This window comes from Saccharothrix sp. CCNWYY140, from assembly GCF_037401995.1.
Taxonomy (GTDB): Bacteria; Actinomycetota; Actinomycetes; order Mycobacteriales; family Pseudonocardiaceae; genus Actinosynnema.
Window position 1 is genome coordinate 1 of sequence record NZ_JBBEGC010000116.1, and the last position, 23026, is coordinate 23026.

The 23026-nt window shown below is 69.2% G+C and carries 14 protein-coding genes; 10 read left to right on the forward strand and 4 right to left on the reverse strand.

Annotation, left to right across the window (positions count from 1 at the left end; translation table 11 throughout):
• Window positions 1-139 precede the first annotated feature (139 nt).
• The 3 genes from WBN91_RS32005 to WBN91_RS32015 all read right to left on the reverse strand — a co-directional run bounded on the left by WBN91_RS32005 (window position 140) and on the right by WBN91_RS32015 (window position 7114).
• Window positions 140-1582, reverse strand: coding sequence for a flavin monoamine oxidase family protein (locus WBN91_RS32005; RefSeq protein ID WP_337728788.1), 1443 nt, complete (start codon window positions 1580-1582; stop codon window positions 140-142).
• A 173-nt stretch (window positions 1583-1755) separates the two neighbouring features.
• Window positions 1756-5586: an nSTAND1 domain-containing NTPase gene (locus WBN91_RS32010; RefSeq protein ID WP_337728787.1), complete on the reverse strand. Its 3831-nt coding sequence runs from the start codon at window positions 5584-5586 to the stop codon at window positions 1756-1758.
• 118 nt (window positions 5587-5704) lie between these two features.
• Window positions 5705-7114 carry an RICIN domain-containing protein gene (locus WBN91_RS32015; protein ID WP_337729279.1) on the reverse strand — a complete coding sequence of 470 codons (1410 nt, stop codon included), beginning with the start codon at window positions 7112-7114 and terminating at the stop codon, window positions 5705-5707.
• Window positions 7115-7517: 403 nt separating this feature from the next.
• Between WBN91_RS32015 and WBN91_RS32020 the strand changes: the two genes are divergently transcribed.
• The 8 genes from WBN91_RS32020 (at window position 7518) to WBN91_RS32055 (ending at window position 19536) form a co-directional block, all read left to right on the forward strand.
• Window positions 7518-9593 (forward strand): cellulase family glycosylhydrolase, encoded by a 2076-nt coding sequence (locus tag WBN91_RS32020; protein WP_337729280.1) that lies wholly within the window; start codon window positions 7518-7520, stop codon window positions 9591-9593.
• A 152-nt stretch (window positions 9594-9745) separates the two neighbouring features.
• On the forward strand, window positions 9746-10189 hold the full coding sequence (locus tag WBN91_RS32025; RefSeq protein ID WP_337729281.1) for a hypothetical protein: 444 nt from the start codon (window positions 9746-9748) through the stop codon (window positions 10187-10189).
• Between the two features lie 242 nt (window positions 10190-10431).
• Window positions 10432-11721 carry an FAD-binding oxidoreductase gene (locus WBN91_RS32030; RefSeq protein WP_337729282.1) on the forward strand — a complete coding sequence of 430 codons (1290 nt, stop codon included), beginning with the start codon at window positions 10432-10434 and terminating at the stop codon, window positions 11719-11721.
• A gap of 495 nt (window positions 11722-12216) precedes the next feature.
• Window positions 12217-13221: an NAD(P)-dependent alcohol dehydrogenase gene (locus tag WBN91_RS32035; RefSeq protein WP_337728998.1), complete on the forward strand. Its 1005-nt coding sequence runs from the start codon at window positions 12217-12219 to the stop codon at window positions 13219-13221.
• A gap of 540 nt (window positions 13222-13761) precedes the next feature.
• Complete coding sequence (locus tag WBN91_RS32040; protein WP_337728999.1) at window positions 13762-15255, forward strand: non-reducing end alpha-L-arabinofuranosidase family hydrolase; 1494 nt, start codon at window positions 13762-13764, stop codon at window positions 15253-15255.
• 67 nt (window positions 15256-15322) lie between these two features.
• Window positions 15323-16000 carry a ThuA domain-containing protein gene (locus tag WBN91_RS32045; protein ID WP_337728993.1) on the forward strand — a complete coding sequence of 226 codons (678 nt, stop codon included), beginning with the start codon at window positions 15323-15325 and terminating at the stop codon, window positions 15998-16000.
• 38 nt (window positions 16001-16038) lie between these two features.
• Entirely contained in the window at window positions 16039-17004 is a 966-nt protein-coding gene (locus WBN91_RS32050; RefSeq protein ID WP_337728994.1) for a Gfo/Idh/MocA family protein, read from the forward strand.
• Window positions 17005-17061: 57 nt separating this feature from the next.
• The gene (locus WBN91_RS32055) at window positions 17062-19536 is read left to right on the forward strand and encodes an ATP-binding protein (RefSeq protein WP_337728995.1); all 2475 of its coding nucleotides are present in this window, start codon (window positions 17062-17064) and stop codon (window positions 19534-19536) included.
• Between the two features lie 53 nt (window positions 19537-19589).
• Here the strand turns inward: WBN91_RS32055 and WBN91_RS32060 are convergent, their stop codons facing one another.
• Window positions 19590-20990 carry a S41 family peptidase gene (locus tag WBN91_RS32060; protein ID WP_337728996.1) on the reverse strand — a complete coding sequence of 467 codons (1401 nt, stop codon included), beginning with the start codon at window positions 20988-20990 and terminating at the stop codon, window positions 19590-19592.
• 121 nt (window positions 20991-21111) lie between these two features.
• On the opposite strand from WBN91_RS32060, the gene WBN91_RS32065 reads away from it, so the two are divergent.
• Together WBN91_RS32065 and WBN91_RS32070 are read left to right on the forward strand one after the other, a co-directional pair.
• The gene (locus WBN91_RS32065; RefSeq protein ID WP_121230298.1) at window positions 21112-21765 is read left to right on the forward strand and encodes a response regulator transcription factor; all 654 of its coding nucleotides are present in this window, start codon (window positions 21112-21114) and stop codon (window positions 21763-21765) included.
• Window positions 21765-22883 (forward strand): sensor histidine kinase, encoded by a 1119-nt coding sequence (locus WBN91_RS32070; protein WP_337728997.1) that lies wholly within the window; start codon window positions 21765-21767, stop codon window positions 22881-22883. The genes WBN91_RS32065 and WBN91_RS32070 overlap by 1 nt, the downstream gene beginning before the upstream one ends.
• Window positions 22884-23026 lie beyond the last annotated feature (143 nt).

The following is a 23026-nucleotide window of genomic DNA, read 5'->3' on the forward strand; positions in this document are numbered from 1 at the left end:
GAAATCTGTGGTAGCCCTTCGGGCAGGCCATACGGGGATGACACAAGCAAGAAGCCCAAGTTGAGTTGTGTCCTCCCTGGCGGACTGCCCGCTCGCCGGCTTCGCCGAAGGGCGGCGGTGCGCGCGGTGGGTGGGGGGCCTAGTCCTTCCAGGGGAGTTCGTCGCGTAGGCCGGTGTGTAGGGCGTAGGCGTTTTTGATTGCGGCCTTGACCGAGCCCTCTGCCCAGCGCCGGTGGCGGCGGTCGCAGGCGTCGTTGGCGAACCAGACTCTGCCTACTGGGCGGATGACGTCTTCGTAGGAGGATTCGCTCATCTCGTAGGCTCGGAACAGAGGGCCGATGCCGCAGGCGAACCAGTCCAGGGCCCAGTCCTTGTAGATGCCGAACTCGAAGGTTTCCCTTGCCTCCGGGTGGATCTTTGAGAGGTCTTCCAGGGCCTGGAGCACGCATTCCTCGCCTGCCAGAGGGGTGTACGGCATGCTGTCCTGCTCCCAGCAGTAGGAGGCGATCATCACTCCCTTGCCGTAGCGGCGGTCCTGGCCTGCGGGTGGGTAGACTACGTTGCGGATTGCCAGGTCGGTTACGGTGGCGCCGTGGGTGATTCCATAGCGGGTTTCCCACCAGCGTTCGCTGAACTGCATGAACAGCTTGTGTGCCCGGCCGTAGTAGGTGTTGCGGATGGCGTACCACTTGTCCGGGTCCAGGCCTGAGATCTCCATGTGGCGCAGGCCGGCGAAAGGGACCGTTACCACGCACTCGTCGGCCGTTAGCGTTCGTGTCTCGCGGCCTACTCTGTAGTGCACCTGCACGTCGGATTCGGACTGGTCTACGCCCTGCACGACCGCGCCGAAACGGATGTCGTCCATCAGGAACGGCTCGAACGCGCGGGGTAGGGCGTCGGCACCTGCCGGGAGGTAGACCAAGTCGCCGAAGACGTCCTCGTAGTAGTGCGCGAACCACTCCAGGAGTGAGAAGTGGTAGCGGCCCTCCAGGTTGAACAGTGGGCCCAGCATGGCCAACGCGCCGTCGCTGACTCCCCGTTCCTTGAGGAAGCCCAGCAGGGTGTAGCGGTCGAACTCCTCCAGCAGTCTGTGCCACGCGCGGTCCGGCTCGTCGCCCTCCACGACCTCCACCAGGGGGTGCACGATCTGCCGCAGGAGCTCGTGCGGTGTCTTGTCCTTCTCGTCTGGTGCTAGGTCGAAGCGGAACGACGTTGCGTCGAACTGGCTGCGGCGGACGCCCTTGCCCTGGAGGAAGATGAACGTGTCCTCGTCGTACATCGGGAACGGCGCGGTCTCCAGGCCGAACTTGTCCACGATCAGGTGCTGCACCAGCGGGTGCTGTCGGGGGAAGCGCATCGCGCCGAACTCGCCGTACATCTCCCCGGAGAAGCCTCGATGGGTCAGGATGCGCCCGCCCACCCGGTTCTGGCCCTCCAGCACGACCACCTCGTGGCCCGCCTCCTTGAGCAGCAGGGCGGTGGTGAGGCCGGCCATCCCCGCCCCCACGACTACTACGCGGCGGCGGGGTGCGCGGGTGTCCGGGAGTCCGTCGCGGAGCAGGCTCAAGGCGTCGAAGTCCATTGCGCACTCCTTCGTGCGAGGGCTGGGGATGTCCCGAAGCTACCGACCCCGCAGACCAGCGACCATTACACGAAGGGGTAAAACCCTTGTGGCGCAACGGCAATCGTCGTGAATGCCGATTTGTGCGGAATTCGCTCTTCCGAGGATGGGGGCAACCCGTTCGGCCGCAGGTGTCAGCGGGCGCAGGGCCGTCTTGGGTCCACGCCCTCGGGTAGGGCGGCTCGTTCGTCGTCGGTGAAGTCGCGGTCGGACAGTTGGCACAGGTGGTCGAACCACGCGGTCGGGTCGAGGGTGATGGGGTCGCGGTGGCCGGGGCGGGTGTCGGGGTAGTACACGTCGCCCTCGACCTCCTGGATCTCGGTGTTGGTCCTGAGGTCGAGGGCGGCGACCTGTTTCCGCTGCTTCCAGTTCCACACCTGCGAGTCGCCTGGGTTTTCCTTGGTGAACAGGTGGTCCCCGGTGATCCCGACGGGTTCCTGGTTCGTGACGTTCAGCGATCCCAGGGGTTTCCGGCCCACCAGGTCGAACAGGTCGATGGCGGTCGAGCCGGAGTGCTGCACGGCCGCCACGGTGCCGTCTTCGGACACCACGGGTGTGCCGGCGCCCCTGTTGTCGAAGGTGTGCAGTCGTTCGCGGGCGCGGAAGTCCCACAGTTCCAAGCCTTTGTCGGTCTGGATCAGGAGGTGGTCGTGTCCGGGGCGCAGCACGACTTCCGGGCCGCCGGACAGGGAGAGCCACTCCTTTGGTGGATCCAGGACGGTCGGGGGCGCGGTCTGAGTGCCGGTGGCGACGTCCCAGAACGACAGCACGTTGAGGTGGCTGATCAGCGTGACGCCGTCCGGGGTGGTGTGGAGGGAAGCGTTCCCGGTGTTGGACTGGTCGCCCTCGCGGCCCGGCGGGTACGGCAGGGGGACCTCCCGCTCGGGCACCAGGCCGTCCGTGCGGAAGACGCGCAATGTCCCGCGGTCCACCACCAGGACTCGTTCTCCGGTGCCGTCGAAGAACACGCCGTTCGGGTGGTCCGGGAGGGGTGCGCGGTGCAGGACGGTGCCCACGGCATCGGTGAGCACTATCTGGCCCTGGTCCGTGCGGAGGTCTGGACGGGCGTACGTGACCCAACGGCTGCCATCGGCGGTCGCGGAGCCCGCCTGGGGCACGGGGTCGAGTCGGCCGGGGATGGTGCGCGGGGTGCTGATCTGCACGACGCCGTTGCGGGCCGACAGCGCGGTGAGCCCGTTGTCGCCCGCCGGGACGAACAGCGGTGGCGCGTCCCAAGGGCCGATCTCCGGGAAGTTCTCCAGCGTGTGCCAGGAACCCGTGCTCCAGTCCAGCAGGGACCGGCCCTGGACCAGGTACCGGCCGCCGGCGTCCAGGTAGCACGGTCCCTCGGCGATGGGCTGCTCAGTTGTCGCGCCGGAGAACGAGTCGTGGACGGTCAGCTTCGCGTCGGCGCAGACGGCCGTCTTCGTTCCGCCGTCGAGGAGCGTGATGTTGGTTCGGGGGGCGGCGGGCGAGGTCTGGAGGACGGTGCCGGTCGCGAGGTCTCGGGTCACCGCCGCGTGGTCAGGGCCGATCGGCTCGACGGTCACCACCGACCGGCCGTCCAGTGACGGCCGCAGCTGCTCGACCCTGGGCCCGGAGTGGAACGCGTGCCGGGTGGGCGCGGCGGTGAGGTCCCGGAGGTCCCAGAGCAGCAACGACTCCGGCGGTGTCGACTCGGTGGGCACGGCGGCGAGGTACCGGCCGTCCGCGCTGAACCCGAGGTGTTCCACCGACGCGCCGGGGGTCAGCGCCACCGGGCCGGCGGACCGGTCCAGGTCCCACACCCGCAACCCGTCCTGCTGGTCGCGTGCCGCGAGCACCCGGCCGTCGGGGCTCAGGGTGAACGTGGTCCCGCTGGTGGTCGGGATCCGCCGGCTGGTGGGGTTCGGGCCCAGCAGGTCCCGCCACACCGTCGCCGCGTCGCCGTTGTCGACCGGGGTCAGGACGACCACGCGGCCGTCGCCGGTGGCCAGGACGTCCTGCACGTTCGCGAACGGCGGACCGGGGAGCACGCGGTCCACGCCCCGCCAGTACAGGCGTTGCTGGAGCAGCGCGCCCCACGCCTCGACGCTGCCGGGGTGTTCGCGCCACGCGGCCAGCGCCAGTTGCAGTGCCTTGGCCGGGTAGGTGCCGGTCGCCTGGTTGGCGGCCTCCGCCAGCGTCGCCGCGTTGATGGACCGCAGCCGGTCGTCGAGGGTGACGTTGGTGCGCAGCACCACCACGACCAGCACGCTCGCGACCAGGGTCAGGACCACGGACACCGCGGTGATCGTGCGCCACCGGTACTGCGCCCGCCGCTGGGCCGCGGCGCTGCGGCGGATGAACTGCCGCTGGTCCTCGGGGATGTCCTGCGGCCGGTCGCGCAGCCAGCCGGACGCCTCGGCCAGCGCCACGTCCCGCAGCACGCCCCCGGCGTCGCGCAGGTCGCGCAGCTTCGCCCGCCAGGTCAGGAACTTCGCGTCCTCGGCGAGCCAGGCGCGCAGTTGCGGCCAATGGTCGATCAGGGCCTGGTGGGCCAGGTTGACGGTCTCGTCCTGGACGACGACCAGGCGTTTGGCTGCGAGGTCGTGCGCGGTGTCGCGGAGGTCTTGGTCCAGGTCGGCCAGGAGGGTGGCGCGTCGGGCGTGGCCGCCTTCGCCGTCGGCGCGGGTCAGGCTGGTGAGCAGGCGGCGGGCCGCCGAGCGTCGGGCGGGCTCCAGTGAGCGCACGGCGTCCTCGGCCGCGGTGGTCAGCGCACCGGGAACGCGGCCGAGTTCCTCGTACGCGGCGTGGGTCAGCCAGCCGCCGTGCCGGTGCTGCCACAGCTGGTCGAGCACCAGCGACACCAGCGGCAACGAACCCGGCTCGGCCGCGGTGTCGTCCAGGATGCGCTGCACCAGCCCCGATTCGAACGCCAGCCCGCCCACCGTGGCGGCCGGCCCTTCGATGGCGGCGGCGAGCTGCTCCCGGGACATCGGGTCGAGGAACCACACCGCCCGGTTGAGCCCGTCGACGGTGTCCTTCGCGATCAGGTCGTCCAACGACCGCGACCGCAGCGTGAGCACCGCCCGCACCTCCCGCGCGCCGGCGACGAGCCCCGTGATCGCGGCGAGCCGCTCCCGCGCCGCCGCCGGGGCCGCGACCACGGTCTCCTCGAACTGGTCGAGCACCAGCACGGTCCCCGGCTCGGGTGCGGCGGGCACGGGGTCGTTCGGGCCGAGGTAGTGGACGTGCGCGCCGTCCTCCCGCAGCCGCGGCACCAGCCCGGCCCGGACCAGCGACGACTTGCCACTGCCGGACGGCCCGGCCACCGCGACGACGTCCTGCCGTCCCAGGAGCCGCACCAGCCGCTCCACGTCCTCGTCCCGGCCGTGGAACAGCGCGGCGTCGTCCTCGCCGAACGGGCGCAGCCCCGGGTACGGGTTGCGCGGGGGAGCCGTCCAGGTGTCTCCCAGCGCCGTCGTGGGCACCAGGTGCGCCACGGTGTGGTCGCCACCCATGTAGGTCACGACCATGCCGACCACACCGGCCGACTCCTCGTCCCACACCGGCCCGCCGCTGAACCCCCGCTCGATCCGCCCACCGGGGTCCAGCGCCATCTGGATGCGCCCACCCGCTTGCGCACCGACCAGCCGCCCTGTCACCCACCGCCCGTCCGGCAGCGCACGGGGAAACCCGAACGTGCGGAACCGGTGTCCGCGCACGTCCCCGCTGATCCGCGCCGCCACGGGTAATGCGCCGGGCGGCGGGTCGGTCACCCTCAGGATCGCGACATCGGCGTCGGGGTCCACCTGCAACACGTGCACGGCATGGTTGGTGCCACCCAACATGGGGAAGTCGGCGACCGGCGTCACGCCGTCCACGACATGCGCGCAGGTGGCGATGACATCGGGCGCAACCAGGAAGCCCGCCCCCAGGACCTGCTCACCAGCCCGCAACCGCACCACACTGTGGTCGAGCGGATCACCGCCCAGCCCGTTCATCCCCCGACCCCTCCCTGCCCCCAGTCTGCCCGCCGCCCCGCCGTTCGGAATAGACCGAACGGCGGGGCGGCGGGCTGGGCTGGTGCACGGATTGAGGGCTCAGGGCGTCGAGGGGCTGTCAGCCGACCGACGTGATGCGCCACTTCTGGTTGTTGCTGCCGCTGTCGCTCCACTGGCCGACGTTCGCGCCGCTGGTCGTGCGGCCCATGCCGTCCAGGTAGAGGCCGGTGGCGCGGTTGCGGATGCGGATGTCGTTGCCGTTGGTGGCGCCGGTGACGATGGTCCACTGCTGGTTGTTGCTGGTGCTGGACGCCCACTGGCTCGCGTTGGCGCCGTTGGAGGTCTGGCCGGCGCCGTCCAGGTAGAGGCCGGTGGCCGCGTTCTTGATGCGCACGTAGTTGCCCGCGTTCTCGATGATCCACTGCTGGTCGGGCGCGGTGCCGGCGGTGCGCTGGCCGGCGGGCGTGCCGTTGGTGGTGGTGCCCATGCCGTCGATGAACAGGCCGGTGGCGACGTTGCGGATCTTGGCCACGGTGGTGCCGCCGTCGCCGACGCCCCACGAGTACTGGAGGCGCGACAGGCCGGACGCGTTGGTCAGCGTCAGCCTGGTGTCCGCGCCGCTGCCGGCCCTGGTGGTCAGGCTGTACCAGTCGCCGTCGCGCAGGCCCGGCCAGTACACGCTGCCCATCCCGAGGCTGCGCAGCTTGCTGCTGACCCCGCGGATGTAGTCGGACATGTACGACCCGCTGGGCACGTTGTAGTCGATGCGGTCGAAGTAGACGCCGTTCTTGGTGCCGGGGCTCATCGCGCCGCCCCACTCGGTGGCGATGGTGCGGTCGGCGTAGTTGCCGATGTAGCCGCCGATGTGGTTCGCCCACTCGGTTTCGCTCTCGTACCCGGCGAAGAAGGAGTAGTCGTGCACCGCGAGCAGCGTGCCGTTCAACCGGCTGTCGCCGCCCACCGCGGGCACGTTCTGCGCCAACCCGGCCCCGTCGAGGATCACCCGGCCGCGCGGCACGGAGGAGTACCGGCCCAGCCACGAGTTGTACATGTTGTTCAGGTCGGTCGTGCTGTACCCGTGCGGCTCGTTGATGACCTCGAAGTAGGCGTTCGGGTTGCTGCCGTACTGCGCGATCACCCTGTCCCACATCTGGTTGAACGCCGTCGTGTTCTGCGGCCTGCCGCCCGTGTACGCCCAGTAGGCGAGGATGACCTTGCCCTTGGCGAGCGCGGCGTCGATGGCGCCGGTGTAGGTGCCCCAGTAGTTGGCGACCGTGGGTTCGTTGATCGGCATGCGGACCGTGTTGGCCCCGGTGATCGAGTACAGCTGCCCGACGACCTGGCTGCCGACGACGGAGGCCGAGGAGTACGTGTCGGTGGCGCTGAGCCCGGACAGGTAGAGCACGCCGTTGACGAAGTTGTCCCGGGGGTCGGCCCAGTTGACGCCCCGGAACTGGTTGGTGGAGGCGTGCGCCGCCTGGGGGACGACGGTCACCAGGCCGGCGGCCAGCACCAGTGAAACGACCACACGCCACCAGGTAAGCGCTTTCCTATGCCACGAACGACCGTGCATGGTCACCCCTTACGCCGCAGATGCGGTCATCGTGGAGCACCGGCAGGAGCGGCGTCAACGCTCGTCCGGAGCGACGAACGATCCCCCGGTGTACCCGCCGGTTCGGCATGGTTCGACAGGGGCATCGATTCCCGTTCGACGAGAATGACCGCAGGTCGGTCGCCTTGCGGAGAACCGCTGGGCGTGTGCAGGTCGGCGCACCGGTCCGGCCGGCCATTCGATCTGCGTTCGTCGATTTCGATTCGAATTCCGCGTCGAGAAAATCCCGACGCTTGTCGAAGCGCTTCGAATCCTTGCCTGGGCCGCGTTCCGCCCGGAAACCTCATGGCCACGTAGTCGCACGAATGCGAGGGGCGTCATGGCGGGAATGCGCAACGGGGCGCGGTCACTGCGTCGGCACTTCGGGTTGCTGGTCGCCGGGGTGACGGCGCTCGCGACCAGCATCGGACTGGTGGCGGTGAGCGAGGCGGAAGCCGCGCAGGGGTGTCGGGTCGACTACTCGGTCGCGAACCAGTGGTCCGGCGGGTTCAGCGCCAACGTCAGCGTGACCAACCTCGGCGACCGCGTCGACGGCTGGCGGCTGGTGTGGACGTGGCCCTCGGGCCAGCAGGTCACCCAGGCGTGGAACGCGACGGTCACCTCCTCGGGCAGCCAGGCGACCGCGGTCAACGTCGGCTACAACGCCGTGATCGCGACCGGCGCGTCCGTCTCCTTCGGCTTCAACGCCTCGTGGACGGGCACCAACACGGCGCCTTCGTCGTTCGCCCTCAACGGGGTCACCTGCAACGGCGGCACCACGACCACCACCACCACGACGACCACTACTAGCACGAACCCGGTGCCGGGCAACGCGATGGAGGAGGTCGCCGCGATGCAGCCGGGGTGGAACCTCGGCAACTCGCTGGACGCCACCGGCTCCGACGAGACGTCGTGGGGCAACCCGCGCATCACGGAAGCCTTGCTGGACAACGTGAAGGCGCAGGGCTTCAAGAGCATCCGCATCCCGGTGACGTGGGGCCAGCACCAGGGCGGCGCGCCGAGCTACACGATCGAGACCGCCTACCTCAACCGCGTCAAGGAGGTCGTCGGCTGGGCGCTGGCGGACGGCTTCTACGTGATGATCAACATCCACCACGACTCGTGGCAGTGGGTCAACGCGTTGCCGTCCGACCGCACGAACGTGCTCGCGCGCTACAACGCGACCTGGACCCAGCTCGCCGCCGCGTTCAAGGACGCCTCGCCGAAGCTGGTCCTGGAGAGCGTCAACGAGCCTCAGTTCGCCAACGTGGACGTCACCCGCGGCGACCAGTTGCTGCACGAGCTGAACACGTCCTTCCGCGACATCGTGCGCCGGTCGGGCGGCAACAACGCCACCCGCCTGCTCGTGCTGCCCAGCCTGCACACCTCCGGCGACCAGGCCCGGCTGGACGCGCTCGCCGCGTCCATGAACGGCTACAACGACCCCAACCTCATCGCGACGATCCACAACTACGGCTACTGGCCGTTCAGCGTGAACGTCGCCGGCGGCACGCGCTTCGACGCCACCGCGCAGAAGGACCTGACCGACACGTTCGACCGCGTCTACAACACGTTCATCGCACGCGGCATCCCGGTGATCCTCGGCGAGTACGGCCTGCTCGGTTTCGACCGGCACACCGGCACCATCCAGCAGGGCGAGAAGCTGAAGTTCTTCGAGTTCCTGGGCCACTACGCCCGCACGAAGAAGATCACCACAATGTTGTGGGACAACGGGCAGCACCTGGGTCGCACGTCCTTCCAGTGGAGCGACCCGGAACTCATCGCCCAGATCAAGTCGAGCTGGACGACCCGTTCCGGCACGGCGTCCTCCGACCAGGTGTTCAGCGCCAAGTCGTCGGCCATCACGGCGAAGTCCCTCACGCTCAACCTCAACGGGACGTCGTTCGTCGGCTTGAGCCAGGGTTCGACGGAATTGGTGCGCGGCACCGACTACACCGTTTCCGGTGACCAGCTCACCCTGACGGCGGCGTTGATCACCAGGCTGAGCGGGTCGCGGGCTTATGGCACCAACGCGATGCTGCACGCCCGGTTCTCGCAAGGCGTGCCGTGGCGGATCAACCTGATCACCTACGACACGCCGATCCTGTCGAACGCCACCGGCACCACGGGCTCGTTCGCGATCCCGACGAACTACCGCGGCGACCTGCTGGCCACGATGGAGGCGAAGTACGCGGACGGCACCAACGCCGGACCGCAAAACTGGACCTCCTTCAAGGAGTTCGACTACACCTTCGCCCCGAACTACACCGCCGGCACCACCTTGCTGAAGCCGGAGTTCTTCGCCGAGGTGAGGGACAACGCGCGAGTGACGCTCACATTCCACTATTGGAGTGGCGCGCGGGTGACGTACTACATCACGAAGTCGGGCAGCACGGTGACGGGGACGACGAGCTGAGCCGAGCGGCGTAGCGGGCGTTCACACGGACGTGTTATTGCGCAACAGTTTCGTAGCCGATCGGACGCGTTCGCGTCCGATCGGCTCACAGCAAACCGTTGCCGCACATGCGAAAGTGAGCGCCCAACCCCCTTGAGAGGGAGCACACACCGATGAAGTTGAAGCTCCTGTTACGCCTGACCGGAATGCTGAGCGCCGCACTGGTGGCCGGCGCGATCTCCGCGGCCCCGGCCCAAGCCACCCTGGGCGCGGCCCAGCCGATCGACATCCAGCTGCGCGGCTACTCGTCCACCGGAGTGGAGACGCTGGTCGGACGGATGGTCGGCTCGATCCGTTTCGACGACGGCAACACCCTCTACCGGATCGACGCGACGATGTACCGGCAGTCCAGCTACGTGGACACCAAGCTGCGCATCGAGGTCAACGGGTCGCCGCACCAGTACTTCTACGAGTCCGGGACCATCGCTGCGGACTTCCCTTACCCCGGCGTGGTGCAGAACGTGCGCCTGGTATTTGAGGGCTTGTACTACGACGGTGCAACTAATCGCGTGAAGACGATCACGCGTAGTGCGTTCTACGACAACCCGTACAACTGACGGTTCGACGGGGACGGGCGCGACGGCGCGGTCGCGCCCTCCGTTGTGTTCGGAGGAGGTTGGTGTTGGCGCTTTCCCGTCGGAAGGTCTTGCGTTGGGCGGGTGCGGCGGTGGCTGGGGGCGCGGCGGTGGCTGCGGGTGGTCCTGAGGCGGTTGCGGGCGGTCCTGCGTTGGTTGGGGGCGGTTCTGCTGGGGGTGGTGGGGCGTCGGTTGGCGGGCGTTGGGCTCGGTTGCGGTCCCGGTTGTCGGGTGAGCTGCTGTTGCCCGGTGACGCCGGGTATGACCCCGCGCGGCTGCCGTTCAACTCCCTGTTCGACCACCACCGGCCTGCTGCGATCGCCCGTTGCGTGCGGCCCGAGGACGTGCAGCACTGCCTGGCGGAAGCCCGCCGGTTTGAGATTCCCGTGGCGGCCAGGAGCGGCGGGCACAGCTATGCCGCTTACTCCACGCCGCACCAGGGTTTGGTGATCGACCTGGCGCCGATGGCGAGGGTCGAGGTCCGGTCCGATGGCACTGTGGTGGTCGGCGCCGGCGCGCGCTTGCGGGATGTCTACGCGGCACTGGTTGCCGCTGGCCGGTGCTTGCCTTTGGGTAACTGCCCGTCTGTGGGCATCGCGGGGTTCACCCTTGGGGGCGGCCTGGGGTGGCTGGATCGTACTTACGGCCTGACCTGTGACTGGCTGCGTTCGGCCCGAGTGGTTACCACGGACAGTCGGCGGGTCACGGCGTCCGCTGACCATGCGTCGGACCTGTTCTGGGCGCTGAGGGGTGGTGGCGGCGGGAACTTCGGGGTGGTCACGTCGTTCGAGTTTGACACCGTGCCTGCGCCGAGTGTGCTGACCGTGTTTCGGGTTCGGTTTCCGGCTGGTTCGGCGGCGGACGTGCTCGGTGCGTGGCAGCCGTGGAGCGTCGCAGGGCCGGAGGAGTTGTCGAGCGTTTGCGTGGTCATGCCTGATGGCGCGGTGGACCTGACTGGTTGCGCGGTAGGCCCGGCTGGTCTGCTGCAAGCGGAAATCGGTCGGTTGCTGGCCGACGCTGGGTTGGACGCCCCCTTGGAGCACGCAGAGGTCGACTACCCGACCGCGATCAGCATCATGACCGGTGGCCATCCGCCTCGCAACGCTTTCCGTGCCTCATCGCGCATTGCGGAGGGTGGGTGGGACGATTCGGCAGCCATCGCGGACACGTTGCGGGACAAGCAGAGCGCGTTGTTGATCGTGGGTGCTCTGGGCGGCGCAATCGACCACAGAGGACCGACTGACACTGCCTACCCGCACCGGGGCGCGCCAACGTCGGTGGAGGTTTTCGCCAACGTCGGCGCTCTGCCGGAGGAGGAGGTGACTCGAGAGGTAGATGAGGCGCAGTCGGCCTTGGCTGGGTTGATCGGCACTGGCACGTACATCAATTACTTGGATCCGCTGCAAGAGGATTGGGCTGCGACGGCGTACCGGCACAACCTTCCACGGCTGCGCGCAGTGGCACGGCGGTACGACCCGGACGGCATCCTGCGGTTCCCCCAATCGGTCCGCTAGCCGACAAGCCCCCGCGTGCAGTGTGGGGAGCGTTCCGTTCAAAGATCAAAAGCGCCTCGCCGGCGGGCAGACCGCCAAGGATGACCCAACTGCAACTGCGGGGGCTTCTTGCTTGTGTCATCCCCGCATGGCCTGGCAAAGCCAACCACAGATTTCCCTGGGTGCCGCTAAAACTTTTTGCTCGTTCCTCGCAAAAACTTTCGGCTGCACCCAGGGAAATCTGTGGTAGCCCTTCGGGCAGGCCATACGGGGATGACACAAGCAAGAAGCCCAAGTTGAGTTGTGTCCTCCCCGGCGGACTGCCCACTCGCCGGCTTCGCCGAAGAGCACGCGCTGCGCGCGGAGTGGGCGGAGGGTGAGGTGGGGGTGTGGCCCCCTAGGGCTTGTCCCTGATGACTGGGGTGGTGGTGTGGTCCTACTGTCGCCGCAGGTGCTGACGCTTCCGGCAGGTTGGCCGATGTTCTGTGCGGGCTCGTGTGCGTTGCGGAGGCTTCCATGAAGGCGATCGTTCAGGATCGGTACGGCTCTTCCGACCTCTTACGGCTGGAGGACGTTGAGCAGCCTGTGCCTGCCGAGGGCGAGGTGTTGGTGCGGGTGCATGCTGCCTCGGTCAATGCTGCTGACTGGCACATCATGCGTGGGGACCCTCGGTTGGCTCGGCTGGTGATGCCGGCGGCGTTCGGGTGGTCTGGGCCCAAGCGGAGGGTTCGGGGGCGGGACTTTGCTGGGCGGGTTGTGGCGGTGGGTGGGCGGGTGACCCGTGTGCGGCCTGGGGATGAGGTGTTTGGGGATCTTGGGTTTGCTGATGGGGCCTTTGCCGAGTACGTGTGTGCTCCCGAGGAGGTTGTGGCGCGCAAGCCGGCTGGGCTGACGTTTGAGCAGGCGGCGGCTATTCCGTTGGCGGGGAATACTGCCCTGCTCGGGGTGCGGGATGTGGGGAGGGTTGGGCCTGGGCAGCGGGTGTTGGTCAACGGGGCGTCGGGGGGTGTGGGGACGTTTGCCGTGCAGATCGCCAAGCACCTTGGTGCTGAGGTGACTGGGGTGTGCAGCACGCGGAACGTGGAGCTGCTTCGGTCCATCGGTGTGGACCATGTTGTGGACTACACCAAAGAGGACTTTGCCTTGGGCGGGCGGCGTTACGACCTGGTGTTCGACCTGGTGGGGAACCGGTCGTTGGGCGATCTTCGGCGGGTGTTGACGCCCTCGGGGACGTTGGTGCTGTCTGGTGGTGGGGTGTCGGACGGCGGCAGCTTGGTTGGGCCGATGGGGTTGACCATCAAGGCCCTGCTGGTGTCGTGGTTCGTCCGGCAGCGGATGGTCATGCTGAACACCGAGACCAGTCGGGAGAACCTGGAGACACTGGCCGGGTGGGCCGAGTCCGGTGCGGTCGTGCCCGTTGTCGATCGGACCTACTCGTTGCCCGAGGCGGCCGAGGCGGTTCGGTACCTCGAGCTGGAGCACGCTCGGGCCAAGGTTGTCATCACGGTCGACGAGCCGTGAGCAGGCTGTTGCGGCGGTAGTCGGTGGGGCGGGTGCGTGTAGGCGTTTGAAGGCCACGCTCAGGGCGAAAGCGGTGGCGTAGCCGACCTTGCGGGCGATCGACGCCACGGTCTGGAGTGGACGATCAGCCGGTCGGGCTGGTTCGCGCAGAACTTCAGCGAGGGCTTTTCGCCGATGCCGTGCGTGCGGGCGAACTTCGCCTGCCGGAGCGCGGCTGGGCACAAGGCGTGCCGTCCGCGCACGTTCGCCGAGTTCACTGCGTGGGACTGGCGTCTTGCGCTTCGAATGTTTCGGTCTAGACATATGTCGTTTCGGTTACCGGGGCCAGTCCGAGCCACAGTCGGCGGTCCGGAGCGAGTGGTCGTCGATGGGGTCGTTGTCGAATGGCGTTCGACAACGTCGCAGGTCGGGGTGCTGGGCGGGATCGCGCAGGGTGGGTTGCGGTCGTCGTTGACGGAGGCGGTGCGACTCGTTACATTGACCGAAACTTAAGAAATGTTAGCGCTAACAATCCACCGAAGGAGAACCACCGTGAGATCGATGGGCCAAGCGCCGCCGACCGGGTCACGTCCTCGTGTCCGGCGCGGCCGTGGGGCGTCCGCGTTGATCGCCGTGTTCGCGACCGTGCTCGCGGCCTCCTCGGCGGTCGCGCTCAACACCGGTGCGGCGTCGGCGGCTACCGTCGACACGACCGCGTGGTACGTGCTGGTCAACCGCAACAGCGGCAAGGCGATCGACGTGTCCAGTGCGTCCACCGCCGACGGCGCGGCGATCCAGCAGTACGCCCGCCACGACGGCGCCAACCAGCAGTGGCAGTTCGTGGACTCCGGCGGCGGCTACTACCGGCTGAAGTCGAAGAACTCCGGCAAGGTCCTCGACGTGACCAGCAAGTCCACTGCCGACGGCGCGCGGATCCAGCAGTGGACCGACAACGGCGGGGCCAACCAGCAGTTCCGCCTGGCCGACTCCGACAGCGGTTACGTCCGGCTGATCAACCGCAACAGCGGCAAGGCCGTCGAGGTCCAGGGCGCGGCGACCACCGACGGCGCGCCGGTCGTGCAGTACAGCGACTGGAACGGGTCCAACCAGCAGTGGCAGCTCGTCCGCGTGGGCACCGGCCAGCCGGGCTGCTCGCTGCCGTCGACCTACCGCTGGTCGTCCACGGGCGTGCTGGCCAACCCGAGGTCGGGTTGGGTGTCGCTCAAGGATTTCACCACCGTCATGCACAACGGTCGGCACCTGGTCTACGGGTCCACGGTCAACACGTCGGGCCAGTACGGCTCGATGAACTTCGGGACCTTCGCGAACTGGTCCGACATGGCTTCGGCGCCCCAGCAGGGGATGAACTCCGGCACGGTGGCGCCCACGCTGCTGTACTTCGCCCCGAAGAACATCTGGGTGTTGGCCTACCAGTGGGGCAGCACCGCGTTCAGCTACCGGACGTCGACCGACCCGACCAACCCCAACGGCTGGTCGGCTCCGCAGGCCCTGTTCACCGGCAGCATCTCGAACTCCAACACCGGCCCGATCGACCAGACGCTGATCGCGGACGGCACGAACATGTACCTGTTCTTCGCCGGTGACAACGGCCGCATCTACCGGGCGAGCATGCCGATCGGCAACTTCCCCGGCAACTTCGGCTCGAGCTACACCACGATCATGACGGACAGCACGAACAACCTGTTCGAAGCGGTCGAGGTCTACAAGGTCAAGGACCAGAACCAGTACCTGATGATCGTCGAGGCGATCGGGGCCAACGGGCGCTACTTCCGCTCGTTCACCTCCAACAGCCTGAGCGGTTCGTGGACCCCGCAGGCGGCGAGCGAGGGCAACCCGTTCGCGGGCAAGGCGAACAGCGGTGCCACCTGGACGAACGACATCAGCCACGGTGACATCCTGCGCACCAACCCCGACCAGACCAAGACGATCGACCCCTGCAACATGCAGTTCCTCTACCAGGGCAAGAACCCGAGCGCGGGCGGCGACTACAACATGCTGCCGTGGCGACCGGGCGTGCTGACGCTCCAACGCTGATCGCCTGACGGTCCGGGCCGGCACCCTGTTCCCAGGGGGCCGGCCCGGACTCGTGGAGGATGAAGACATGACAGAGCCGTACAACGTGCTGGTGTTCTCCAAGACCACCGGCTACCGGCACGACTCGATCCCGGCCGGCGTCCAGGCGATCCGGCTGCTCGGCGCGGCTTGCGGCTTCACCGTGGCGGTCACGGAGGACTCGGGCCGCTTCACTCCCGACAGCCTCGCCCGGTACGAGGTGGTGGTGTTCCTCAACACCACGGGGGAGGTGCTCGACGCGGAGCAGAAGAGCGCGTTCGAGTCCTACATCCGGGCCGGTGGCGGGTTCGTCGGCATCCACTCGGCCGCCGACACCGAGTACGACTGGCCCTTCTACGCCGAGCTGGTCGGCGCGCACTTCGCGTCGCACCCGGAGGTCCAGCGTGCGACGGTCCGGGTGGAGGACCACGCGCACCCGGCCACCGCGCACCTCCCGTCGACCTGGGTCCTCACCGACGAGTGGTACGACTACCGCACGAACCCCCGTGACACCGTTCAGGTCCTGTCCACTGTGGATGAGTCGACGTACTCGGGCGGCATGATGGGTTCCGACCACCCCCACACGTGGTGCAAGACCGTGGGCGAGGGGCGGTCGTTCTACACCGGCAGCGGGCACACAGCCGAGATCTTCGCCGACCCGGACTTCCGGTCCCTGCTGCTCGGCGGCATCCGGTACGCGGCGAACCGGACTCCCGCCAACAGGTGATTTGCGTCGGCTGAACGCCGGGGGAAAGACTGGGCCACATGCCAGCTCCTGTTCGTCTGGGTGTCGTCGGGCTCGGTGCGATGGGCGCCGAGGTGCTCCGCGTCGCCGCCACCCACCCCGAGTTCACCGTGGTGCGCGTCTTCGACGTGGACCCGGCCGCCGAGGACCGCGTGCGCGCGGCACACCCCACCGTCGCGTTCGCGCGCGACTTGGCGGAGGTGGTCGAGGGCACCGACGTGGACGCGGTCTACTTCGCCACCCCGCCCGCCTTCCACGCCGAGCAGGTGGTCGCCGCCATCACCGCGGGCAAGGCGGTGTTCTGCGAGAAACCGCTGGCGGTGGACCTGGCCGACGGTCGGCGCATGGTCGAAGCCGTCGCCCGGCACGGCGTCGCGGCGGCGGTGAACTTCGCCCTGTCCGACCGCGACGGCGTGCTGGAGGTGGAGCGCCGGCTGACCGAGGTCGGCGAGGTCCGGGGCGTCGACCTCCGCCTGCACTTCCCGCGCTGGCCCCGGCACTTCCAGTCCCACGCGACCTGGCTGGCACGCGCCGAGCAGGGCGGCTTCGTCCGCGAGGTGCTGTCCCACTTCGTCTACCTGACCGACCGCCTGCTCGGCCCGCTGACCCCGGTCGACGTCAGCGTGGACCGCCCGCTCGACGACCCCGGGGCGAGCGAGGTGGCCGCACGTGGTTTCCTGCGCGCCGGTGGTGTCCCTGTGCACGTGTCCGCCTTCTCCGGCATCGCGGGGCCGGAGCTGTACGAGTGGGTGCTGTGGGGCTCGAAGCGGTCCTACATGCTGCGCAACTGGGGCGAGCTGCTGGTTTCGGAGGGCGGCGACTGGACCCCGGTGGACCCTCCCGGCCCCAGGGGTTCGGAGGCGACCAGGCTGTCGCACTTCGCCCAGGCCATCGCCGGCCGACACCCGCGCGAACTGGCCGACTTCCCGTCTGCGCTGCGTGTGCAGGAGGTCGTCGAGGCCTTCCTGACCACGCCGTCTCCGTAACGTCCCGCAGTGACGTCACGACTACCAAGCACGCGTCGTGACGTCAGGGGAGGCCGCGTGTTCGTGGGTGCGGAGCGGCGAGCCGAGGTGGCCCGGTTGCGTGGGCAGTTCGAGGAGCTGCGACGTGATCGGGCGACGCGGATGGTCGTCTACGTCTCTCCGCCGGGGTGGGGGAAGACCCGGATCGTCCAAGAGTTCTACCGCAGCCTCGCGGAGGCGCAGGCGGCCCCCGCGTACTGGCCGGAGTCCATCGTCGGCGAGGTGTCCGGCGGCAGCACTGTGGAACTGGTCGCGGCACGCAAGGCGATCCGGCCGAAGGTGGTGGCGAGCGGCGGCCCAGGTCCGGATTGGCTGTGGCTGGCCGTCGCCTCCGGGCGACTCAGCGACAAGTCACCCGCACCGGCCCTGCCCGCGCTGATCGAGCAGATCGACGACCACCGGGGTGAGGCGGCGACTCGGGGCACGGCCGGCCCGGCGGAGGTGGCGGCGGTGCTGGCCCGGTGGGGTCTGCCGGCCGTCGTGGTGCTCGACGATGCCCACGACCTGGACAAATCCACGGTGGAGTTCATCGAGGAGGCGTTCCTGCTGCGGTGCCCGGTGTTGTTCATCGCCACGACCTGGTCCTTCGCGAACGGCGCGCCGAACCAGTTCCAGCGGTTGCTCGGGCGGTTCTCCGGTCGGGACGGCGTCACGACGGTGGAACTGGCCAAGCTGAGCAGTGGCGACCTCGCGGAGTTCCTGCTCTGGTGCCACCCGCGCACGGATCTCGGCACGGTCCACCTGCTGGCGGACCGGGTGGACGGCAACCCGTACGCGCTGCGCCTGATGCTCAACACGCCGCGTGTCCTGTCGACGATCGGCGACGGTCGGATCGCGTTGGCCCGGGAGGAGATCGCCGAACTGGGCGGGACCCTGGGCGACCTCCTCACCGAGCACTGGGAAAGCCTGCCCGTGGGTGTGCAGCAGGTGCTGTGCGTCGCGGCGCTGCTCGGTGAGACGTTGGTGGCCGAGGTGCTGGAGGAGTGCCTTCGGGTGGTCGGACCGTTGTCCGGATCGCAGCACGCGCTCGACTCCGGGTGGGTGCGTTCGGCCAACGGTTCGGCGAGGGTGATCGAGTTCGCCGAGCGGATGCGGCACGACCACGCGCTTTCGCAAGCCCCGCATGTGCTCTCGCGCGCCCAGCTGAACGACGTCAAGCACGCCGCGCTGCGAGCGATCAAAGCCGTGCTGCGTCGGGAAGACGGTGACAGCCTGGTCCGCAACACCCTCGTGGCGCTGCACGTGACGCTTGCCGAGTCGGGCCTGGAAGACGACGTGGTTGCCGCGGCGGGCAGTGCGACGGAGTTGGCCGCACGGGCGCGACACGAACACCGCCGGTTGGACACGATCCGCCACCTGTCCTCGGCGATCGAGTGGCTGTCGCGGAGCGACCCCGTCCCGTGGACCCGGCTTGTCGAATGCCACCTGGAGTTGAGCGCTGCTCGTCGCACGGAGGTCAGCCGCGCCGCCGGCGAGGCCAACGCACGCAAGGCCCTGGAACTGGCGGAAGACCACCTCGGGACCGGGTTCGACATCCGGATCAGGGCGCGCTGCGCGCTGGCGATGAGCAGGCTGCGTCGAGAGGACGTCGACGCGTACAGCTCGGCGCTGCGGTTGCTGGGCGAGTGCGACGAGTTGGCGAAGAAGGTCATGATGTCGCCGATCGCGCGACGCGACCTGCTCAACGCGCGCTACTCCGCCGCCGCCCAAGAAGGCGACTACCCGCGGGCGATCGCCGTGATGGACGAGTTGGCGCTGCACTGCGAGAGGCACCTCGGCAAGACCCACCACCTCACGCTGGAAGCGTTGGAGAGCCTGGGGTACTCCGCGCTGCGGGCCGGTGACGTGCACCGGTCGATCGAGCTGAGGCGCGAGATACTGTCCCGGCGGACCTCCATCGCGCCGACCGCAGGACGCCTGCAACTGGCGTCGGTGAGCAACAACCTCGCCGTCACGCTGCTCGAATCAGGGGACGACTCGGCACTCGCGGAAGCCGAGGAACTCGCCCGCTCGGCGCTCGACACCTGGGCGGTGGCCTACGGTTACGACGGTCTGCGGCCACAACGCGCGCGGCTCGTGCTGGCCTGGCTGCACCAGCGCCGTGGTCTCGCCGCGGAGGGCCGGGGCGAGAACGACCTCGCCGCCGGCCACTTCCGGGACGCGGTCACCGACACCGCTCGGATCGTCGAGCTGAGGCGTGACGACGAGCCGCCCAACCGTGCGAACGCCTTCCTGCGGCACGGCTTGTCGCTCGCCTGTGAGCGGCGGGTGGAGTCGATCACCGTGCTGGGCAAGGCGTTGGCCGTCCGCCAAGGGGAACTCCGCCAGGACGACGGGTTCTACGAGGTGCGGAGGTGTGCGCTGGCGTTGGTGTGGGCCTATCGGCGCCTTGGCTGGACGGCGGAGGCGAACGCGGTGTGCGACCGGTACGGGTTCCCGGCGGGCAGCGTCGAGAACTACGTCGTCGGCTCCGGGAACCTCGTCACGAACTGATCAGGAGAGCGGAGCCGGGCTGGGCGGCAGGCCGGCCCGGCTCCGCTCGGGTGTCAGAGCAGCGACACCGCCTTGTCCAAGCCAGGGTCACGGCCGGCGGAGAGGTCGGCTGCCGTGAGGGGCGCGTAGTGGTCCGGGGCGACGCCGATGGTGTCCACGATCTCCTTGTTCGCGGCGATCTCGTGGAACCTCGGCAGCATCAGCGCGGTGCCGTTGTCCAGGGCGAAGGGCTCGCCGGGGCCGGAGACCGCGCCGGCCGTGCGGGTGCCGACCAGGGTGCCCAGCTTCAGGTCCTTCACCGCGCTGGAGAACGAGTCGCACGCCGACGCGCAGCGGCGGTCGGTCAGGGCCACGAACGGCAGGTTCAGCAGCTCCACGGAGTCGTCCGTGCGGTTCGGGGTGCAGTTGCCCTTCACATCGCACCAGTAGCTGGTGATCTTGCCGTGCGCCAGCGCGCCGAGCAGCTTGGACACGGCCTGCGGGCTGCCACCGCCGTTGCCGCGCAGGTCGAGGACGACACCCCGCAGCTGGGCCGTCTTGCGCAGCTCGGCGATGGCGGCGAGGACCTGGTCGGCCAGGTCGGGGGCGAAGCCGGGCAGGCTGACGTAGGCGATGGTCCCGTCCACCAGGCGCGAGGTGACGCCCGGCCGGGAGGGCGGGGACTGGGCCGCGGTGGCGGTGAGGGTGAGGGTTTCGCCGGTGGCCGGGCGGCGGACGGTGAACTCCGCCGAGGACCCCGGACCGCCGGCGGACAGCGACTTGAGCACACCCTCGTTCAGGACACCGTTGCTGTACAAGGGAGCCCCGTTGATCGCCACGACCTCGTCGCCCAGCTTCACGCCCGCCTTCTCGGCCGGACCGCCGGGGTTGAGGCGCAGGACGTACGCCGGTTCGGCGCTCACCGGGTCGATGTCGCCCGGTCCGACGATCGGGGACAGGTCCAGCCCGTAGAGGTTCGCGACGAACCCGCTCAGGAACCGGGCGTGGTTGTCGTGCAACGACCCGACCATCGCCTTGATGGCGGCGTGCCCGATCGCCTTGCGGGCGTCGTCGTCGGGGAGCGCGTCGGCGATCCGCCGGTAGAGCTTGGCGAACGCGGCCCAGTCGGCGTCCTTGCGGCCGGTCAGCGCGGGCAGCGTGGCGTGGGGCTGGTCGAGGCCGCGGCGCTGGAGTTCCTGGGTGAGCGCGGCGAACGCGGGCACCAGGAGGTCGCGGCTGTCCAGCACCGGGCCGCTGTAGTAGTTGTCGAGGATGCAGTAGTAGGCCTGGCCCACCGTGGTGGCCGTCGTCGGCCCCGGCGCGGGCGGCGGCTGGTCCGGGTTGGGGCGGGCGCACGCCGGCGGCCGTGCCGCGGCCTCGGCCTGTTCGTTGGCGGACGGCGCACCCGCCGCGACACCGAGCAGCGTGACCGCCACGGCCAGCGCCGCAGCGCCGGCGGTGAACGTTCTCTTCACGGGAAAACCCCCTGTGGTGCGAAAAAAGTGGCGGTGCGAGTTCTAGCGGGGAGTGGGTTTCGGGGTGGTTTCAGCGGCGACGAAACGTCGACGAAACCCCGGGCCGGCGATACTGGCGCGCGTGCGGGTACTGGTGGTGGAGGACGACGAGGAGATGGCCCACACGGTCGCGACCGGGCTGCGGCGGGCGCACGTGGCCGTGGACGTCGCGCTGGACGGGACCAGCGGGCTGGAACGCGCGCTGCGCACCGACTACGACGTGGTCGTGCTGGACCGCGACCTGCCTGGGACGCACGGCGACGACGTGTGCGCGCGGCTGGTCGAGGCGGGGTGCCGCAGCCGGATCCTCATGCTGACCGCGGCGGCCACGACCGACGACCTGGTCGACGGGCTCGGCCTGGGCGCGGACGACTACCTGCCCAAGCCGTTCGACTTCCGCGCGTTGGTCGCCCGGATCGGCGCGCTGGCCCGGCGGGCGCACCCGGTAGCGCCACCGGTCCTGCGGCACGCCGACCTGGTCGTCGACACGGCCCGCCGCCGCGCCGCCCGCGGTGACCGGGTGCTGGAGCTGGCGCCGAAGGAGTTCGGGGTGCTGGAGGTGTTGCTGGCCGCGCAGGGGCGGGCGGTGTCGGCGGAGGAGCTGCTGGAACGGGTGTGGGACGAGGCCGCGGACCCGTTCACGCACGCGGTGAAGATCACCATGAGCCGACTCCGTGCGAAGCTCGGCGACCCGCCGCTGATCGAGACGGTCGCCAAGAGCGGATACCGGATCTGATGCGCCGTCGGGGGCAGCTGCTGCGGCGGCGGACCGTGCGGCTGCGGCTGACGTTGTTGTACGGCGGGCTCTTCCTGCTGTGCGGGGCGACGGTGCTGACCGTCACCTATGTCCTGGTCTCACACGCCCTTACCCCGATCGACCGCCTGGTCCCACTCCCGGGCCGGCCTGGAACCCCCACGCTCACCGGCGAGGCCATGCACGTCTTCGTGAAGGCCGAGCAAGCCCTTGTCGCGCAACGAGAAGACGTCCTGTACCAGATGATGGTCCAGTCCGGTTTCGCGCTGGCCCTGGTACTGGTGCTCGCGCTGGCCCTGGGCTGGCTGGTAGCCGGCCGCATCCTGCACCGCCTGCGCACGATCACGACCACCGCCCGCCAGATCTCGGCAACCAACCTGCACCGCCGCCTGGCCCTACCCGGCCCCGACGACGAGCTGAAAGAGCTCGGGGACACCTTCGACGAACTGCTGGTCCGCCTGGAGGAGTCGTTCCGGGCCCAACGCCAGTTCGTGGCCAACGCGTCCCACGAACTGCGCACCCCGCTGGCGCGGCAACGGGCGATCGGCCAGGTGGCTCTGGACGACCCGGACGCGACGGTGGCCACGCTACGGGCAGCGCACGAACGCGTGCTGGCCGCCGGCGCGCAGCAGGAACGGCTGATCGAGGCTCTGCTGACCCTGGCACGCAGCCACGCCGGCATCGACGTCCGCCGCCCGTTCGACTTGGGTGAGGTCGTGGAGGAGGTGGTCGCGGTGCGCCGTACCGGGGATGCGGAGGTGCGGGCGTCGATCGCCCCGTCACCGGTCGCGGGCCACCGGGCGCTGACAGAACGACTGGTGGCAAACCTGGTGGACAACGCCTTGCGCCACAACGTGCCCGGCGGGTGGGTGGAGGTGACCTGCGGCGGCGGCGTGCTGACGGTGACCAACACCGGTCCCGTGGTCACGGAGGCGGACCGGCTCTTCGAGCCCTTCCACCGGGGCGGTCGTGCCCGGTCGGGGGAGGGGTTGGGGCTCGGGCTGTCCATCGTGCAGGCCATCGCCTCGGCCCACGACGCCGCGGTGACGGCAGTGCCGCGGGAAGGCGGCGGCCTCGTCGTCACCGTCACCTTCCCCTAGACGAGGGCAGAGACGCAGGGCAAGCTCTTCGCCACACACACAACCCTTCGCGTCCGCAGGGCGCGCTTTTCACGAAGCTCGCGCAGCAGACCTCCCAACTTGGGCTTCTTCCGTCATCCCCGTATGGCCTGCCCGAAGGGCTA

What these genes read in the sequence shown, in the direction of transcription:
- WBN91_RS32035 (WP_337728998.1), top strand. Translation starts at nt 12,217, where the DNA reads ATGAAGGCGATCGTTCAGGATCGGTACGGCTCTTCCGACCTCTTACGG.
- WBN91_RS32010 (WP_337728787.1), bottom strand. Translation starts at nt 5,586, where the DNA reads ATGAACGGGCTGGGCGGTGATCCGCTCGACCACAGTGTGGTGCGGTTG.
- WBN91_RS32040 (WP_337728999.1), top strand. Translation starts at nt 13,762, where the DNA reads ATGGGCCAAGCGCCGCCGACCGGGTCACGTCCTCGTGTCCGGCGCGGC.
- WBN91_RS32045 (WP_337728993.1), top strand. Translation starts at nt 15,323, where the DNA reads ATGACAGAGCCGTACAACGTGCTGGTGTTCTCCAAGACCACCGGCTAC.
- WBN91_RS32050 (WP_337728994.1), top strand. Translation starts at nt 16,039, where the DNA reads ATGCCAGCTCCTGTTCGTCTGGGTGTCGTCGGGCTCGGTGCGATGGGC.
- WBN91_RS32020 (WP_337729280.1), top strand. Translation starts at nt 7,518, where the DNA reads ATGGCGGGAATGCGCAACGGGGCGCGGTCACTGCGTCGGCACTTCGGG.
- WBN91_RS32005 (WP_337728788.1), bottom strand. Translation starts at nt 1,582, where the DNA reads ATGGACTTCGACGCCTTGAGCCTGCTCCGCGACGGACTCCCGGACACC.
- WBN91_RS32025 (WP_337729281.1), top strand. Translation starts at nt 9,746, where the DNA reads ATGAAGTTGAAGCTCCTGTTACGCCTGACCGGAATGCTGAGCGCCGCA.
- WBN91_RS32070 (WP_337728997.1), top strand. Translation starts at nt 21,765, where the DNA reads ATGCGCCGTCGGGGGCAGCTGCTGCGGCGGCGGACCGTGCGGCTGCGG.